At 50.1% G+C, this 16,239-nt stretch carries 15 protein-coding genes; 2 read left to right on the top strand and 13 right to left on the bottom strand.

The features are described 5' to 3' along the window. Positions 1 to 118: 118 nt before the first annotated feature. Positions 119 to 1,498: an ABC transporter substrate-binding protein gene (locus AC1DWB_RS07820; RefSeq protein ID WP_477540481.1), complete on the bottom strand. Its 1,380-nt coding sequence runs from the start codon at positions 1,496 to 1,498 to the stop codon at positions 119 to 121. 313 nt (positions 1,499 to 1,811) lie between these two features. On the opposite strand from AC1DWB_RS07820, the gene AC1DWB_RS07815 reads away from it, so the two are divergent. Further along, positions 1,812 to 2,756, top strand: a complete 945-nt coding sequence (locus AC1DWB_RS07815; RefSeq protein ID WP_477540480.1) for a BadF/BadG/BcrA/BcrD ATPase family protein — start codon at positions 1,812 to 1,814, stop codon at positions 2,754 to 2,756. Between the two features lie 34 nt (positions 2,757 to 2,790). After that, on the top strand, positions 2,791 to 3,696 hold the full coding sequence (murQ, locus tag AC1DWB_RS07810) for an N-acetylmuramic acid 6-phosphate etherase (RefSeq protein WP_477540479.1): 906 nt from the start codon (positions 2,791 to 2,793) through the stop codon (positions 3,694 to 3,696). A 281-nt stretch (positions 3,697 to 3,977) separates the two neighbouring features. On the opposite strand, the gene AC1DWB_RS07805 is transcribed toward murQ, so the two are convergent. From AC1DWB_RS07805 to AC1DWB_RS07750, 12 genes are all read right to left on the bottom strand, one after another. Beyond that, positions 3,978 to 4,928 (bottom strand): aldo/keto reductase, encoded by a 951-nt coding sequence (locus AC1DWB_RS07805; protein ID WP_477540478.1) that lies wholly within the window; start codon positions 4,926 to 4,928, stop codon positions 3,978 to 3,980. After that, positions 4,922 to 5,722 carry an SDR family NAD(P)-dependent oxidoreductase gene (locus AC1DWB_RS07800; protein ID WP_477540477.1) on the bottom strand — a complete coding sequence of 267 codons (801 nt, stop codon included), beginning with the start codon at positions 5,720 to 5,722 and terminating at the stop codon, positions 4,922 to 4,924. Before AC1DWB_RS07800 ends, AC1DWB_RS07805 begins: the two co-directional genes overlap by 7 nt. 614 nt (positions 5,723 to 6,336) lie before the next feature. After that, positions 6,337 to 8,001 (bottom strand): DUF4091 domain-containing protein, encoded by a 1,665-nt coding sequence (locus AC1DWB_RS07795; protein WP_477540476.1) that lies wholly within the window; start codon positions 7,999 to 8,001, stop codon positions 6,337 to 6,339. Between the two features lie 102 nt (positions 8,002 to 8,103). After that, positions 8,104 to 8,904: an alpha/beta hydrolase gene (locus tag AC1DWB_RS07790; RefSeq protein WP_477540475.1), complete on the bottom strand. Its 801-nt coding sequence runs from the start codon at positions 8,902 to 8,904 to the stop codon at positions 8,104 to 8,106. Between the two features lie 224 nt (positions 8,905 to 9,128). Then, positions 9,129 to 9,698, bottom strand: a complete 570-nt coding sequence (locus AC1DWB_RS07785) for a manganese catalase family protein (protein ID WP_477540474.1) — start codon at positions 9,696 to 9,698, stop codon at positions 9,129 to 9,131. 30 nt (positions 9,699 to 9,728) lie between these two features. Then, on the bottom strand, positions 9,729 to 9,998 hold the full coding sequence (locus AC1DWB_RS07780) for a spore coat protein CotJB (protein WP_477540473.1): 270 nt from the start codon (positions 9,996 to 9,998) through the stop codon (positions 9,729 to 9,731). A gap of 23 nt (positions 9,999 to 10,021) precedes the next feature. Then, positions 10,022 to 10,270, bottom strand: coding sequence for a spore coat associated protein CotJA (locus AC1DWB_RS07775; RefSeq protein ID WP_477540546.1), 249 nt, complete (start codon positions 10,268 to 10,270; stop codon positions 10,022 to 10,024). Positions 10,271 to 10,576: 306 nt separating this feature from the next. After that, on the bottom strand, positions 10,577 to 11,629 hold the full coding sequence (ytvI, locus tag AC1DWB_RS07770) for a sporulation integral membrane protein YtvI (protein ID WP_477540472.1): 1,053 nt from the start codon (positions 11,627 to 11,629) through the stop codon (positions 10,577 to 10,579). A gap of 9 nt (positions 11,630 to 11,638) precedes the next feature. Next, a complete protein-coding gene (locus AC1DWB_RS07765) occupies positions 11,639 to 12,946 on the bottom strand; it encodes a hemolysin family protein (RefSeq protein ID WP_477540545.1) in 1,308 nt (435 codons plus the stop codon). 66 nt (positions 12,947 to 13,012) lie between these two features. Next, positions 13,013 to 14,107, bottom strand: a complete 1,095-nt coding sequence (gene yfkAB, locus AC1DWB_RS07760; protein ID WP_477540544.1) for a radical SAM/CxCxxxxC motif protein YfkAB — start codon at positions 14,105 to 14,107, stop codon at positions 13,013 to 13,015. Positions 14,108 to 14,225: 118 nt separating this feature from the next. After that, positions 14,226 to 15,320: an HD-GYP domain-containing protein gene (locus tag AC1DWB_RS07755; protein WP_477540471.1), complete on the bottom strand. Its 1,095-nt coding sequence runs from the start codon at positions 15,318 to 15,320 to the stop codon at positions 14,226 to 14,228. A 23-nt stretch (positions 15,321 to 15,343) separates the two neighbouring features. Then, positions 15,344 to 16,153, bottom strand: a complete 810-nt coding sequence (locus tag AC1DWB_RS07750; RefSeq protein WP_477540470.1) for an undecaprenyl-diphosphate phosphatase — start codon at positions 16,151 to 16,153, stop codon at positions 15,344 to 15,346. Positions 16,154 to 16,239: the final 86 nt, after the last annotated feature.

Raw genomic sequence — 16,239 nt, 5'->3', positions numbered from 1 at the left:
TGTTCAAACAAATCAACAAGATCTTCACTCGAAAAAAGAAGGCCCAATATATACTTTCATATTGAGCACTCCTCATTTCTTATTTCTTCTTTAACGCTATTCTATCTAACCCCGGGGGTTATTTCAACATTTGCGCGCCTTTGGATTTCAGTTCGTCCGCTGCAGCTTCAGGTGTCTTCTCACCAGCTACCAACGCTTGGAACACAGGCTTCACAACTTGCTCGCGGTACTGTTTCAGCTTAGCTGCTTTGTCTATATCGATGCTTAGCGATACATTTGGAGAAATGTTGTTGCGCATATTGGTAGATGCTACCACGTTCTCAGGTTTGGCCATGCTTTTACCTTCGAACAGTTTCGCTTGCGACTTGCGAACGAATGGCAAAGCCAATTCATTAGCGGAGTTACCACCTTTGGCACCAGTCAGAGCTTCCATGACGAGGAAGGTGTTCTTAGCGTGTTGCGCGCCTTTGTCATTTTTCTGACGGAACATCACATAGCCTTCGCCGTTTCCAAGTGTCTTGCCGTAGCCTTGTATGGAATCACCATGAGGAACTGGCAGTTGGACGTACTCAATCTTCTCGCCTTTCACCTTGCCAGCGTCGATATCTTTATTGCGGTTGGCGATCATAATATCGTAGTAAGGGATCGCTTTACTGATAATCGCAGTTTGACCGGCATAGAACATATCCGAGCGTTTCGCTGGTGTCAGAGCTGCTGTTTCTTTCGGCATGTAGCCATCTTTTCTAAGGGTGTCGATAAACTTCACTGTGTCGAGAATCTTGGCATCGTTCCAGATGAAGTTCCCTTTCTCATCCACGGAATCAACCAGACCGTTCGCACGGCTCAACATATCGATGAAGTCAATCGATGTTCCATCCGTTGTAATCGCATATTGCTGTGTGCCATCAGGTAATTTCTTGTTCAGCTTCTTGGCTGCGTCGAGGAATTCCGTCCAAGTCCAGCCCTTCTCCTGAATTTTCTTATAATCAATGCCTGCTTCAGTCAGGATGCGCTTGTTGCCGCCCCAACCCCATAGCGATTGGTATAACGGGAATCCGTATTGTTTGCCGTTCAGCTGCATCGTTTCCAGCGTACCAGGCATGAAGTCTTCTTTAATCTGAGGAGTCATGTAAGTATCAATTGGAAGAGCAAGACCCGTATTCACGTATTGACCGGTCAATGCGCTGAAATAAAGATCTGGCGGATCTCCAGCATTCAGGGCAACGTCGAACTTCTTAGGACCCTCTGCCCAAGACATCACTTCATATTCAACCTTGATATGCGGGTATTGCTTGTTGAAATCTGCTACCAAGTCTTTAATATCAACTTCATAAGTACCATGAACCGGATAAGTCCATACCTTAACCGTGTCAGGTGTAGTATCGACCTTCGTAGTATCCCCGCCTGCTTGTGGTGTTTCTGCCTTCTTGCCACATGCTGCAGTTACGGCTACGAGCACGAGGACCATGAACAGGGCAAGCCATTTGTTCATCTTCATTCTTCTGTTCCCCCTTAATAATTTTTTTGCCTTCTTTATGCCTTCAGTTTGCTTGGAAACCCGATAAATTATTCGCAATATTGGAAATACTACGTATAACCTCTCTATGCGTTCCAGGCTACCTGAGCGTACAAAGCAATCCCTAGTACGATTTATGAAAATGACATGGGACCGCTTTCACTTCTGCTATTATATCGCTTTCGAAATTTTATTTCAACATTTTTTTATATTCACTAAATATTGTTTTACAACAACAAAGGATTCCCTTATACTCGAGAATAGAAAATGATGTCGAGAGGCAGGTGAACATGACATGCATATTGTTGTTGGAATCGATGGTGGCGGTACAAAAACAGAAGCGATCGCGCTTGATGCTGAACGCAATCTGCTGCTCCGTCTCACCGGAGAATCCACGAATCCTCATGCGGTAACATTTCCGATTGCGTTGCATAACTTGGGGGCCTTATTGGATGCCCTGCGCGCATCTCCGGAACTCATAAATGCACAGTGGGAAGCACTCGTATTAGGATTGTCCGGCATTAATACCGAAGAAGAACAACAAGCAGTCTACCGGTATTTGCAGCAGTACCAGGATGAACGAGGGATTCACTTCCACTGCTCGTTGCAGAACGATGCGCAAATCGCGCTTATGGCTACGCTTCAACGTGAGGAAGGCATCATCGCTATATCCGGCACAGGCTCGATCGTATATGGACTGACCCCGACAGCCGAACGATACCGTGCGGGAGGATGGGGGCAAACTCTCGGCGATGAAGGCAGCGGTTACGACCTCGGACTTCGCACATTGAAGACTATTACTCGCAGCTATGACGGGATCCTCCCTCCTACAACCATGACCGAACTCTTGTTGAAGCAATATGCGTTCACCACGGTTATGGACCTGAGATCATATGTATACAAGGACTCTATTCACAAGAGCGATATTGCAAAGTTCGCAGAAATTGCTGTGCGTGCCTGCGAGGACGGAGATTCTGCCGCGATCAGCGCCGTGACTCAAGCTGCACGCGATTTGGCCGTGGCGGCGATCGCCGTCATCGGTAAGCATCGTTGGTTTGCTTCCTGCGATTTGGTCACGACTGGCTCTATATTCAAGCACAGCCCTACTTATACTAGGATATTCCGAGACACGGTATACGCTGAATTCCCAGAAATAAAGTTTCACGAATCCGTACACCCGCCCGCATACGGCGCTGCACTGCTTGCACATAAACATTGTGGAACTGCTCCGCATAACTAGACTATAACAAACTCTTCAAAGGAGTCTGATGGAATTGAACAATTTATTGAACGACCTCACAACCGAACAAGTCAATCCGCGGACGCGGAATATCGATTGTCTGACAACTGAAGAAATTGTCCGACTGATTAATGAAGAAGACCAGCAAATTGCAGTGAAAATCAGGGAGCTTACTCCGGTTATTGCTGAAGCTGTCGACCTCATCCTGCAGTCTTTCCGCAGCGGTGGCCGTCTGATCTATATTGGTGCTGGTACCAGCGGTAGACTCGGCATTCTGGATGCGAGCGAATGCCCACCTACTTATGGAACCGATCCTTCCATGGTGCAAGGCATCATCGCAGGTGGCGATCGCGCGATTAAGGATCCAGTCGAGGGCGCCGAGGACAGTCCAGCAACGGGTGCCGGCGACATCGACGCTGCGTCGGTTGGCCCTCATGATACGGTCGTGGGTATAGCAGCAAGTGGCCGGACGCCTTATGTACTGGGCGCTATGCGAAGGGCTCGCGAACTTGGCGCCACCGTTATCGGCTTGTGCAATAACTATGGCACGCCGATGCGTGAAGAGGCCGACCTGTTGATCGAAGCGGTCGTTGGCCCTGAGGTTGTGCTCGGCTCGACCCGGATGAAAGCCGGTACCGCGCAGAAGCTCATCTTGAACATCCTGACTACATCGTCCATGATCCGCATGGGCAAAGTGTACGACAATCTGATGGTTGACCTCAATCCATCGAACGGTAAGCTCGTTCACCGCGCCAAGCGGATTATCAGTCTCGCCACGCAGGCAAGCGAGGCTGCGATCGAGCAAGCGTATGAGCAGTCCAACGGTCGCGTGAAGACAGCGATCGTCATGCTGCTCGCCGCTGTTGATCGACCGACTGCCGATCAATTGCTGGAGCAATCGAACGGCTTCGTACGCGAAGCAGTCAAGCTGGCCAAGTAAGCGTAAAGCAACCCCACAAAGTGACGCTTGATCTTCGAACCTAGAATATGCGACGATCATCCTTGCAGGAAAGGGAACGTGGTTCCCTTATTTTGGGCTCAGGTCAAGAAATTCTACATGAAACGGAACGTCATTCCCTTATCGGGGTCATTCGGGGTCAGTGAGGACCAAAATAGGGAAATGACGTTCCGTCTTGTTCTTAATCAATTCACTGAATTATTACTAAAAAAGCCTTCCCATCTCCCCCTCACGATGAGGGGAAGATAGGAAGGCTTTTGTTGTTATTTCCACAGAAAAGGCGTGATCAGTTCCTGCGGCAAGCTCTGGAATTCCGTGTCGATTCGAGCACGGGCTCGTTCAGACAAGGCTGGACCTTGAATCAGCTCCACATTCTCAGCCAATTGCTCAGTTCGTTCGGCTCCAATGACCAGACAGTGAACGCCCTCCATGTCCCGGACGTAGGATATCGCCAATTGTGCCACGCTCAACTGTTCTTCTGACGCAATGTCTCGTAATTTTCTGAGCTCGGTCGGTGCAGAAGACTGAATAATAGGCGGAAGCCCCTCACCGGTATGAAAGAACAACCCTTGCAAAAACACACTTCGCACGATTACGATTTTCCCTTGTTCAAGGAATTTATCCATAGCCCCACACGACACGGCACGTCTGTCCCAAATATTCATCGGGAGCTGAATCACTTCGTATACATCGTCGTCTAGCCATTGTGCACAGGATGCATAATCTTGGTCAGGATACGCACCTAAGGACAACCCTGCTCGACCGATGAGTCCTTCCTGCCTTAATCGTTTGAGCACATCCGTAACCCGACTGCCGTATACACTTAACACTCGCGGGTCGTGGATCATCAGCGCAGGAAGTCGGTTTATTTGCAGCCGCTGCACAATCATCTCCACTCTTTCCCGGATTTGGCTTTCAAGCGCTGCGTCATTGTCCAGGTTAAGTTCTGTCTTGACCTTGGAGACGATGAACGGGGCTTCCGGCTGTTGGGCAAAATATCGTCCGAGCTTCAGCTCAGCATCGCCGTACTCCAGTGCTGTATCGAAGCTATTGATCCCGTACGCGCAGCAACGATCCAATAGTTCTCGATCATTTACAGCATTCGTGCTGTTAGCTATGCCGTATCCTGACATGCCCATCTGCGCCGTCCCGAGCATCAACTTGGACAGCTTGATTCCTAGAACATCACTATACGGTACTTGTGTGGTTACCAATTGCTCCACCCTCCGTCCAAGACCAGATTGTGACCCGTCATGTATTTGGAAGCATCGGAGGCCAAGTATATGATGGCCCCCTTAATGTCTGTATCGTCCGCCATGCGGCCAAGCGGGGTGCGCTCCAAATAATTATGCAGGAACGTTTGCGCTTGAATTTCTTTGTCCGTCCCGACCGGATTGTACCCACCAGGACTGATGCAATTCACCCTGATATTGAATTTGCCGTAATAGTTGGACAGCCACTTGGTCATTCCGACCATGCCCCATTTCGCGTACGTGTACTCAATCCCGCTCGTCATTCCGGTATCCCCATACACGGGAAAGTGCGGCCCCAGAATACCCTGGATCGAGGAAATGTTGATGATATTACCGCCTCCCCGCGTGCGCATGCTAGCTACTACCGCCTTGGACATGAGCATAAGCCCTAGACCGTTAACCTGTTGAGCAGCAAGCCAGCCTTCGGCTGTCGTCTTCTCTATGTCGTTCAGCCCCGTCCGGGATACCGAATTGTTCACTAGGATGTCGATTCCACCGTACTCCGCTTCCACCTCCTGAACGAAGCTAGTGATGCTGGCCTCGTCGGACAAATCGAGCTTCATTCCGTGAGCCGCATAGCCCTTGGTACGCAATACCTGCGCTTCTTCTTCACACCGCTCCGCATTGCGGGAAGCGATCAATACCGTGGCTCCCGCCTCGCACAACGCTTCGGATATATGAGCGCCGTACAAGCCTGACCCTCCCGTCACAACAGCAACCTTGCCATCCAATTGGAACATCTTCATCACGTTCATCACAAACGCCACCTTTTCTGTACAGCCTGGTTACTTGCAGAGCAGGAATCTTATCATGTATCAAAATATATATTATGGTCATACCATAATATATATTTTAGTGGAAGTTTCATTCGTGTGTCAATGCTTATTTGCTTCGCGTGCCTGCTAACGAGACTGTCGTTTGGATTCGTAGTTGAAGCTGAAACGGCCGTTCCGTTTTCGCACCGTAAGCCGTGCTGGAATTGCTACAACGCGGAAATTGGCCTTAGAGTGAGGTAGAGAGCTCTTCCTCTGGCTGTAAGGCCGATTTCCGGCCTTGGAGCGAGGCAGAGGGCCCTTCCTCTAGCTGTAAGGCCGATTTCCGGCCTTGGAGAGGTAGTGGGCTTTTCCTTAGGCTCTAAGGCCTATCTCGAAGCTGTCAATTCATCATGAGAACAGGAGTGGAAGGTGAAAAGAGGACCCCGGCGAGTTTTGGCTTGAACCTCCATACCGCTAAATCCCTTATACTATCAAGGAGGTTCAAACAAGATGTTTGAGCTAAAGGGGTCCTTTTCACTTGGAACGGCCGTTATGAATCGACAGCCTCGCAACCCCAGTTCAAACGAAAGAGGCGCCCAAAGGCGCCCCTCATCTTACGAACTCTGCTGCTCGATCAACGCGTTGATCTGCTCGCGCTTGGCAAGCAGCCATTGCGCATCACGCGGATATTCCTTGAACGTAATGGGCTGATCCAGCCCTTCTTCGATCAAATGCAGCACTTGCTCGCGGCCGATCAAGCTCTCCAGCTTTTGCAATGCGCGCAAGTCCTGTAGCGCTTCATAGAACACCTCGAACCTCAGTGAATCGATTGGTCCTTCCGGACCTGGATACACGACGAACGGGTCTCCTGCGGGAAAAGCATGTCCGGCATCCGTCACCCGGTACGGATCGATCGGATAACGCGAATATTGCGAATAGTAGAAGTTGTATCCCCAATGCAAGAAGCCGACGATATTGAACTTGTACAGCTGGATACCGAGAATCCGGTTACGCTCGGACGGCATGCACAGAAATCGATTGGATACGTCCTTATACTGCGAGCAGCAATAGTACGTCCACAAGTCAGGCACCTCATGCTCCAGAAAATGCTCGATATGATTGCTGGCCGGAATCGGTTTCTTCACCAGCCCGCGCTCGTAAAATTCATAAGACGATAGCGCATCCATCATCGGGAACTCGCCCACGAACTGACGGAGCCAGCTACTTGCGCTTTCATAAGTAGGAATATGCTGCTCTCCCGGCTCATCCGATACGTGGAAGTAGCTACGCTCCTCCAACCCGTTTTCCCGGATAAAGCCCACTAGTTGCGGAAGGAACTGAGCGAGAAAGCTCTTGTAAGTATCCCCCGTAGCATCTGTGTCCCATCCGAAGATTCGCTCTTCCTTCCCATCCACTTGAGCTACAATCTTAGGCGCATGCTTAGCCCCCCACTGTGTGAACAGATGAGAGAACTCCAAATATTGGACACCCAGCTCGTTGCACATCTGCACCCAACGCTTCAATCGGTCGAAGCCGAAGCTATACTTGTCAACACCTTCCACCGTGACATCAATGAGCTGAACGGTCGGACGTTCGCCGCCAATTTGTGTATCAAGAGGAGGGGTGAACAAAGGGGTCAGAATCATATTAATGCCATGCGACACCGCGGTGCGTAGGAACTCACGGATAATCCCCCAGTGCCGATCGCTGAATACTTCCACTCCATAATACGTAGCAAGACAGTCCGAGTGGAACCATTCCGTATGAATGAGCTTCTGTTCCGGGAGTTGTGCTGCGACGACCTTCAGTGAGAACGTCTCTTCGCTAAGTGGCTCGCCTTCATGACTCTCGAATTGGATCGTGATCGGATAAGTGCCCGGTACCACACTGCCATCCAGCTTCACCGTAACCCATACTGAACGCCATTGTTCCGGAAGAGCAGTCAGGCCGTCCGACTCACTGATCGGATAGAGCGGGTCCGGGTACAAGCCAGGCGTAATACGAAGCAGATGTTCATCACGATTATGATGGTACATCGGCATTTCTGCGACTACCAGCCCGACTGTACGGAGCGTCACCTTGGAAGAGATGGCGGATACAACACGGGTACGGAGCATCTTCAGTATTTGACCAGCGCGGTAAGCGATCTGGAATGAATACGTTTCATTGGACAGAGCAGTACCTTTCAACAGAGAGGCATCGCGAATCTCTTCATCGGCGAATACTTTGGCAAGCGAACTTAGTGTGCGTGTTTCTAAGGTGGCACCAGGCGTAGTCAAAAGGAACAATCCTCCTCAGTATCGAATAATCACACTCATCTTAACACAACGAAACGACCCTATCCATACAATTTCGAAGCAAAACGCAAGAAAATGATCCCTTTAACGCAATTCCCACGATGCTACATACTGTTCTAGATCAGCCAATGCTTTGCGCTGAAGCGGTGATTGCAGCCCATAGAAGAAGCCATGCTCCGCTCCCTCATAGTAAATAACCTGTGATCCCACACCTTGTTCTATAATCTGCTCGCTCATGCGATAGACAGCTTCATGCGGGAAATACTGCTCCTTCTCCACGATCATGAACAGGAAATCCGGACAGTCGGGCCTCACATAATAGTTTGGCGACGCTTTGGTAAACTGATCACTTGGCTCCTCGTAGCTGACCCCGACCAATTTCTCGATACTTTCACGAATGGACTTGTTCATATCTGCCCACCGTTCCAGTGTGCCTGGACCGTTGATCGAGACGCAGGCGTCCGGTGCCCGCCATTCACCTGTCAACTGAACAGCCCTCTCGGCTTCTAGCTGACTCGGATGCATGAGCGCTAGCAGTGATGCCAGATGCGCGCCGGCAGAACTTCCGATCACAATGATGCGGGATATATCCGCACCTTGTTCTCCCAAGAAGCGAAGGAATCGATCATAGCCTTGTATCGCATCGGTCAATTGCTCCTTCCACTTTACATGGGGAACGAGACGGTAGCCTACGCTTGCGCACCAATACCCCAGCGCTGCGAAATGCTCCAGGTGATGGTGAAATTGATCACGCGAGCCTGCGCTCCACCCTCCACCGTGTACATAGAAAAGTGCAGTATTACATACCGCACCAGTTGGACTAGCAACATCAATGGCTCGCTTTAGAAGTAGTGGGTTGTCCAAGTAAATCGTTTGTATGTTCATTGAGAATCCTCCGATATGGTCACTGCTTACGCTGCAACCGACTGAATTTGATAAATCTATAATCAACATACACGATACAAGAATCGCCTTATCCGCACAACATTTTTTTCACTTACAGTATTACGAAAAAAAACCACTGCACATCGCTTCCGGAGCCGTTTCGGCCAACTCCTTGAGCTTGTTGCAATGGGCGTGTGTGTGCGTGTGACAGACCTAATAGCGGGCTAATACACTTTCTTTTGACTTCGATCTTCCTTCAACATCTCCACAGCTTCCCGGAATCGCAAGGAATGAACGATCTCGCGCTCGCGAAGAAACTTCAACCCATCCTGCAGATCAACATCATCGGTCATATCGATGAGCCATTGGTAAGTCGCCCTCGCCTTCTCCTCGGCCGCTATATCTTCATATAAGTCGGCGATCGGATCGCCCTTCGCTTGTATGTAAGCGGCCGTCCAGGGGACGCCGCCCGCATTGTTGTAGAACAGCGCGCTATCATGGCTGACATAATGGGCGCCCAGTCCGGCTGCTTCGAGTTGTTCAACCGAAGCGTCCTTCGTGAGCTTGTAGATCATCGTAGCGATCATCTCCAAGTGGGCGAATTCCTCTGTGCCGATATCTGTTAAGAGGCCGATCACCCTGTCCGGTATCGTATACCGCTGATTCAAGTACCGCAGCGCCGCAGCCAGCTCTCCGTCCGCCCCGCCATACTGCTCAGCGAGAAACTTAGCCATGCGGGGATCGCACTTGCTCACTTTTACCGGATACTGCAGCTTTTTTTCATAAATCCACATTGCCTGTACCTCCCTTCAGCTCAGGTTAAGTTACACTTGCCATGGCCAGGGCGAATTTTTCCAATCCCATGGAAATCGGCTGTAGCTATGACCAAACTGTAGCAGCGGCCCATATTTGTTCTCATATTCATTGGCCAAGTGTTGTCTGTGCTGAGCAAACTGATTGAATTGCTCAACGGCTGGCGCATCTCCCGGGTGCGTATCCAGGAAGAGAGTCAGCTCCACCAGTACGAAATCGGCCGCCTGCAGCTTGTGCAGCAGCTCGTAAAAGCTAGCGTCTACTTTCGATTCGCTGTTCATCGGTTCAAGTGCTCCTTCCCAGGCTATTCATTTGCCTTCGCCTTCATAATCGGTTTGGTCAACGATTGGCCACGCCTGCTGGTGTATGGGCTGTATAAGTACGGCCACAGTGTACCTAGCCTAAGTGCTTCTTCAGGTCTGAACTGCGGCAAGTTGGACGGTTGATAAGGAATGAATAATTGGGGCGGCGTACTGTAGGTTTTGACCCTAATCGGGGGGCATGGATCAAAAGGACCTACAAATGGGAAATATTGCCGGGTCTGGTTACTCATGATTTGGTGACTTATTTTTTGGTTGTTCATCATATGGCTGCCCATCACTTGACTGTTCATCATATGACTGCCCATCACTTGGTTGTTCATCACTTGGTTGTTCATCATTGGGTTAATCATGCTTGGATCACTCATCGTCGGTTTAGCTMCTCTCCTTATTTCTAGAGTAACTTGCTGTAGGGAGCACACTTTGAGGCACTCTATAACATCTTATAAGCGATTATATCCAGATATTCCGCCCGAAGGCTGCGCCCAACAAAAAAAGAAGGCGCCCCAAGGAGCTCCTTCTTCTCTTCATCAACCATTCTATTCCAGTTTAATTTTGAACTGCATGAGGCCGACCTTGCGCATCGCTTGATAAATAATAATAATAATGGGGCCGAAGAACAGGCCAATGACACCAAAAAGCTTAAATCCGACATACAAGCCAATCAAAGCCGCCAATGCACTGATTCCCACTGCATCCCCCAACACCTTCGGCTCGACAATCCGTCTTATGATCGTGATGAAGACGAACAGAATGAGCAGCCCGAAACCTAGGAAGGCATTACCTGTAAGGAAGCTGTACAACGCCCACGGCACAAGGGCCGAACCTACCCCCAGAATCGGTAGGATGTCGACTACCACGATAAGCAGCGAGATGGCAAGAGGGTAATCAACCTTCAGGATGAGTAAGCCGGTCATGGCTATAATGTAGGTCATAGCGCTCAAGATGAGCTGCGCACGCAGAAATCCGAATACCGATCCACGCAGGTTCTGCAACACTTCATCCACTTTACCTTGCGACTTGTCCTCGAACATCGACAAGAAAGAGCGCTTTAGTTGCGGCATGCTGAAGCTGAATAGGAACAAGGCGACCAGAAAGACGATGAAGAAGATGAAGAAATTCGGAATAAACTTGGCAAAACCGATAAAATAACCGGAAATGCCTTTCATGATGCCGTTCAACGACTCTGTTAACGCCTTCATGCCGGATTCAATCGCACCCTGCGCCTTCTCTGCCATATCGCTTGGCAAGGAATTGTAGAACAGCTGCGTACGTTCGGTCGCGTCCTCAATGTAACGACTCGCTTCGCTAAAGTAGCGCGGTGCTTGCCCCCAGAAGTCGACGAGTTGGTCGACCATCTGAACACCGAGCAAATAAGCCAGACCGAACAGTACTAGTGTGAACAGCGTACACACAACAACCGATGCTGCGATCCGGCTCATCCGGAATAACTTCATCATCGGGACAATGACAGGCTCCAGGAACAAGGCAGCCACAATCGCGAGTAGAAAGGGAGAACCTACTGTGAACAGTCCATACAAAGCGCCCAGCCCAAGCGCTATCATAATTATCGTCTTTGCTGACAATCGCACCACTCCCTCTTATGGTTTGGAAGTTTCCGAACTGGCGGACGCCTGATCTTCCTTGCGGTATATATGCACCCGCATAATGCGCAGACGATCGACCTCTGCCACCTCAAATATATAAGCGCCCGCTGACACTTTATGTCCTTTGGCCGGCATGCCTTCCAACTGCTTGAACAACCAACCGCCGATCGAATCGACCTCGTCATCCTCCAGGGTTAAATGCAGCATGTCACTTACTTCCTCTAGCAGGACACGTCCCTCAACAGAAGTAATGTGTCCCTTGACCTCAACACTCGGACGAATCTCATCGAATTCATCATGCAGATCCCCGACGATCTCTTCCAATATCTCTTCGGTCGTAAGCAATCCGGCTGTTCCTCCGTACTCGTCAATGACGATGGCCAAGTGCGATTGCCGCTTCTGCATAAGGCGTAGAACGTGATTGACTTCCATCGATTCCGGTACGGTCAAGATTGGACGAAGAAACGTCTCCAGCCGATGTTCCTCGTTCGAATCCGCCGTGAGCAGGTCGGTGATATGTACGAACCCCATAATCCGATCTTTATCCTGCATGGCGACCGGATAGCGGGTGTGCTTGGTCGCATACACAAGCTTCATGTTCTCTTCCCAAGAATGGTCGGTGAACAAGCAGTCCATATCTATACGGGGCAGCATAACCTCTCGTGCCAATCGCTCGGAAAATTCGAAGATATTGTCGAAGAGCACCATCTCTTCCTTATCGATATGCCCGCTCTTCGCGCTCTGATTCATCAGGATCCGAATCTCTTCTTCCGTATGCGCCGCATCATGTTCAGTTGCTGGTTCCACCCCGATAAGTCGCAATAGACGGTTCGCAGTACCGTTCAATACCACAATGACTGGCATGAATATTTTATAGAAGACCATGAGCGGAGCAGACAACCATATCGCAGTCGATTCCGAACGCTGAATGGCTAATGATTTGGGTGCCAACTCCCCCAGCACGATGTGCAGGAAGGTGATGATGGCGAAGGCCGTCGCGAATGAAATCGTATGGGTCAGCACAGCGTCCTCAATGCCGAACTTACCGAGCAGCGGCTCTACGATAAGGCTCGACAGCGCTTCTTCACCCACCCAGCCAAGACCAAGGGAAGCCAGCGTAATACCGAGCTGGGTAGCCGATAAATAAGCGTCCAGCTTCTTCGATACCTTCAATGCGTACCTGGCTTTCTTATTGCCTTCATTGACCAACTGCGTAAGACGTGTCTGCCGTACCTTCACCAGTGCGAACTCCGCCGCTACGAAAAAACCGTTCAGCAGAACGAGCACGAGTACGAGCAGCATGTTCCAAAAAATTTGATTCCAATGAAAAATGGGGTCTTCCACTGTGTGTTTACTCCTTCTCAGTCATTAGCCTACTAGCGACTGACGCTGCTTGAAATCCACTTCCCGGTAATAGGTGTCAGCCACAAGCAGGTTAGGTCCGCAGCATGCTACAGAAGGACAATGACAGTTCACCATCAAGTTCAATGGATGACGCAGCCACCGTTCGAAGATGCTGTTGAAAGGTTCTGTCTTCATATTGCCAAGTGCGGATAAGTCGGAGAAGTCTGTCACATGCACATCGCCTGTGAACAGGCTCACATTCAGCCTGTTGCGTCCATCAGGATCGTTACGCATCGTTACATTCGGCGCCTCCTGCAGCTTCCTGACCAGACGCCGATCTTCTTCCCTATCGCTGCAAGCGAAGAATGGAAGAGTCCCGAACAACATCCACAGCTGCGGATTCCGCGCGTCCAGCAGCCGATCAATCGCAGTGCGCGTCTGATCCAGCGACAGCACTGGCAGCGCCGAAGCGAATGCGCTCGGATACATCGGATGCACCTCATGGCGTACGCAGCCCATCTGTTCAATCAACTTGTGAATATCCGGAAGCTTGTCATAAGTACGATAATTGATCATCGACTCCGCGCTGACGAACATGCCGCCGCGGCTAAGCGCGATCGTATTCTCAACCATCCGTTCATACAGCTTGACTGCCGTATCTCGGGCAACTGGATGAGCTGTATTGGTAAATCCTACGCTGTGAAAGTCGTCTGCATTCAAATAATTGAATGAAATGTGCAGCACATCGAGATAAGGCGCCATCAGCTCGTAACGGGACAGATCTAACGTGACGTTGGAATTCAGTTGGGTGCGGACCCCACGATCCCGGGCATACTTGAGCAGCGGTACGATATACTCCTTCACTGTCTTCTCCAGGTAGACTGGCTCTCCGCCGGTGATGCTGATCGTTTCCAGCGTCTCGATCTCATCCAGCCGTTGCAGGATGTCGGTTAGCGGAATGCGCGCCCCTTCTGTCATTGTCAGAGCGTCACCTACGGCACAGTGCTCGCAGCGCATGTTACACAAATTCGTCATTGTCATCTCTACGCTGGTCAAGACGTGTCGGCCATATCGCTGCAGCGAGCGGATCGGATCCCAAGGATCGTTCATGGGAGACATTGGGGCAAGTCCGACTGTATTGCGAATAGGGGTGTTCAATGTAGTATTCACCTGAATTTCTATATTTCAATTCATGAAAAATCATGTTGATCTTTTCATTGTAAACAAAAACCGCCCATCAATCAAACGGATGAACGGCAGTGATCACAAGGTTAAGTCTTTTGGACAAATCGATTTCGTAAGGCTGCGTTAGCTCTCTGCCGTCCGGATCATAGAGAATACGTACGACAGGGCGATGGGACGCTCCACTGTTCAGATCGACCACAGCCCCTGCTTCTCCCGAACTGAGCTTAACTTGCAACCCTAAGGGATACAGCGCTACCCGATCTCGGAACAACTCCACCTTAGTTGTATCGTAGAGCGTTCCTGTCCCGGCGAACAACTGCTCCATTGCTTGGTGCGGCAGTAAGGCAGCTTCACGGTACACACGATAAGAGGTCATCGCATCGAATGAATCGAGAATACCAATCCACTGGGCATAATCGTGAATGCGAGCACCGGATAACCCTCTCGGGTACCCGCTTCCGTCCACCCGCTCATGGTGCTGCAAGGCGCAATGCGCGGATAGTAGCGGGATATTCGGCTCATCCTTGAGCAGACGGAAGCCGATATCCGTATGGTTGCGCATGACCGCCGCTTCATCTGCACCCAGCGGACCTTGCTTATCCAGCAGAGCTAACGGAATCTTAGTCTTGCCGATGTCATGCAACATCGCCCCCAAGCCAAGTGCAGTAAGCTCTTCCTGATCGAATCCTTGCGCCATACCGACCAGTAGCGCATAGATGCATACATCCAGTGAGTGCTTGTACAAATAATGATCCGTCAGGCTCATCTCCGTCAAGAAGATCATCGCCGAAGCATTATGCCGTAGATCCTCGACTACCATCGACACGACCTGCTTGAACGCTTTACCGAAGAATGGCGCATTGATCGCTTTCCTTGGAGCCGATTCCATCATCAGCTTGCGAAATTGCGAGCGAATTTCCGTCATCGCCCTGTGACGTGTCTCTTCCGAGATTACGTCGGTTATGAGGATATCGTCTGTACGCGGATCGATCACATATAGTCTGGACACAGCATGATGCTCCAGCTTGCGTATGATTGGGCTTGTTAATTCCACGTGCTCCGCTAATAATACGAGACCTTCCTCGTTATATATTTTCCTGCCCAGTCTCATACCGGGCTTGCATAGCTCTATCGGAACCAGTCTCATGCTAACCCCACATTTCCTGCATATTAAAACCCAACAGTCACCATATACAAGAGCACGATAGCCGCCAGGACAAACCGATAATAGGCAAAATAGGTCAATTTCAGCTTCCCGACCAGCTTAATGAACGTTACAACGGCCAAGAGCGCGACAACGAAAGAGACGATAAAACCGGTAGCGAAAAATCCAATATCTGCTGACGTGAATTGATCGAAGCTCTTCAACAGCTCATACCCAGTGGCTGCACACATAACAGGAATAGCGATCAGGAACGTGAAATCGGCAGCCGCAGCTCGACTTGCACCAGAGAGCATCCCTCCAGCGATCGTCGCACCTGAGCGTGAGAAACCAGGCCATAACGACAAGCATTGGGCAATCCCGATGAAAAATACTTGACGATAAGTCAGTTGGTCCATATCCGTCGCCGTCACCTTAGGCTGCTGTTTCTCCGCGATAATCATGAAGATCCCGCCTACTACCAATCCTATGACAACCGTCTCCGGCGAAAACAATAGTTTGATCTGATGACGCAGGATAAAAGCAAGACCAAGTGCCGGAACGATAGCAATGGCAATGTGGATCAAATTAATTCGTTTCGGTTTGGCTAACGCTTCCTTGTCCTTCATCCCGAACAGACGGAGCACACGACGCCAATAAATAATCGCTACAGCCAGAATAGCCCCTAGCTGAATTACGATTTCGAACGTATCGGCTTTGTCTCCCTCGAAGCCAAGCAAGTGTCCAGCTAGAATCATATGTCCGGTAGAAGATACCGGCAGAAATTCGGTAAGTCCTTCAATAACTCCAATTACGAATGCAATCCACAAATCAAACATGATATCCTCCTTCATTTCTCAAGCACAATGTCTCTATTCTAACGTTTGTCCGGTGGAGATGACAATAGTTCATCTTAGGATTAAGG

Source organism: Paenibacillus sp. P4_E11 (assembly GCF_056401635.1).
Note: the sequence above shows the minus strand (reverse complement) of the source record. Positions and strands in the feature narration are given on the sequence as shown.

Bases quoted from the DNA above. Each gene is read 5' to 3' on its own strand.
- AC1DWB_RS07820 (WP_477540481.1), bottom strand. From the start codon at position 1,498: ATGAAGATGAACAAATGGCTTGCCCTGTTCATGGTCCTCGTGCTCGTA.
- AC1DWB_RS07785 (WP_477540474.1), bottom strand. From the start codon at position 9,698: ATGTGGATTTATGAAAAAAAGCTGCAGTATCCGGTAAAAGTGAGCAAG.
- AC1DWB_RS07765 (WP_477540545.1), bottom strand. From the start codon at position 12,946: ATGCTGCTCGTACTCGTGCTCGTTCTGCTGAACGGTTTTTTCGTAGCG.
- yfkAB (WP_477540544.1), bottom strand. From the start codon at position 14,107: ATGTCTCCCATGAACGATCCTTGGGATCCGATCCGCTCGCTGCAGCGA.
- AC1DWB_RS07750 (WP_477540470.1), bottom strand. From the start codon at position 16,153: ATGTTTGATTTGTGGATTGCATTCGTAATTGGAGTTATTGAAGGACTT.
- AC1DWB_RS07780 (WP_477540473.1), bottom strand. From the start codon at position 9,998: ATGAACAGCGAATCGAAAGTAGACGCTAGCTTTTACGAGCTGCTGCAC.
- AC1DWB_RS07790 (WP_477540475.1), bottom strand. From the start codon at position 8,904: ATGAACATACAAACGATTTACTTGGACAACCCACTACTTCTAAAGCGA.
- AC1DWB_RS07800 (WP_477540477.1), bottom strand. From the start codon at position 5,722: ATGAACGTGATGAAGATGTTCCAATTGGATGGCAAGGTTGCTGTTGTG.
- AC1DWB_RS07815 (WP_477540480.1), top strand. From the start codon at position 1,812: ATGCATATTGTTGTTGGAATCGATGGTGGCGGTACAAAAACAGAAGCG.
- AC1DWB_RS07775 (WP_477540546.1), bottom strand. From the start codon at position 10,270: ATGAGTAACCAGACCCGGCAATATTTCCCATTTGTAGGTCCTTTTGAT.
- AC1DWB_RS07755 (WP_477540471.1), bottom strand. From the start codon at position 15,320: ATGAGACTGGTTCCGATAGAGCTATGCAAGCCCGGTATGAGACTGGGC.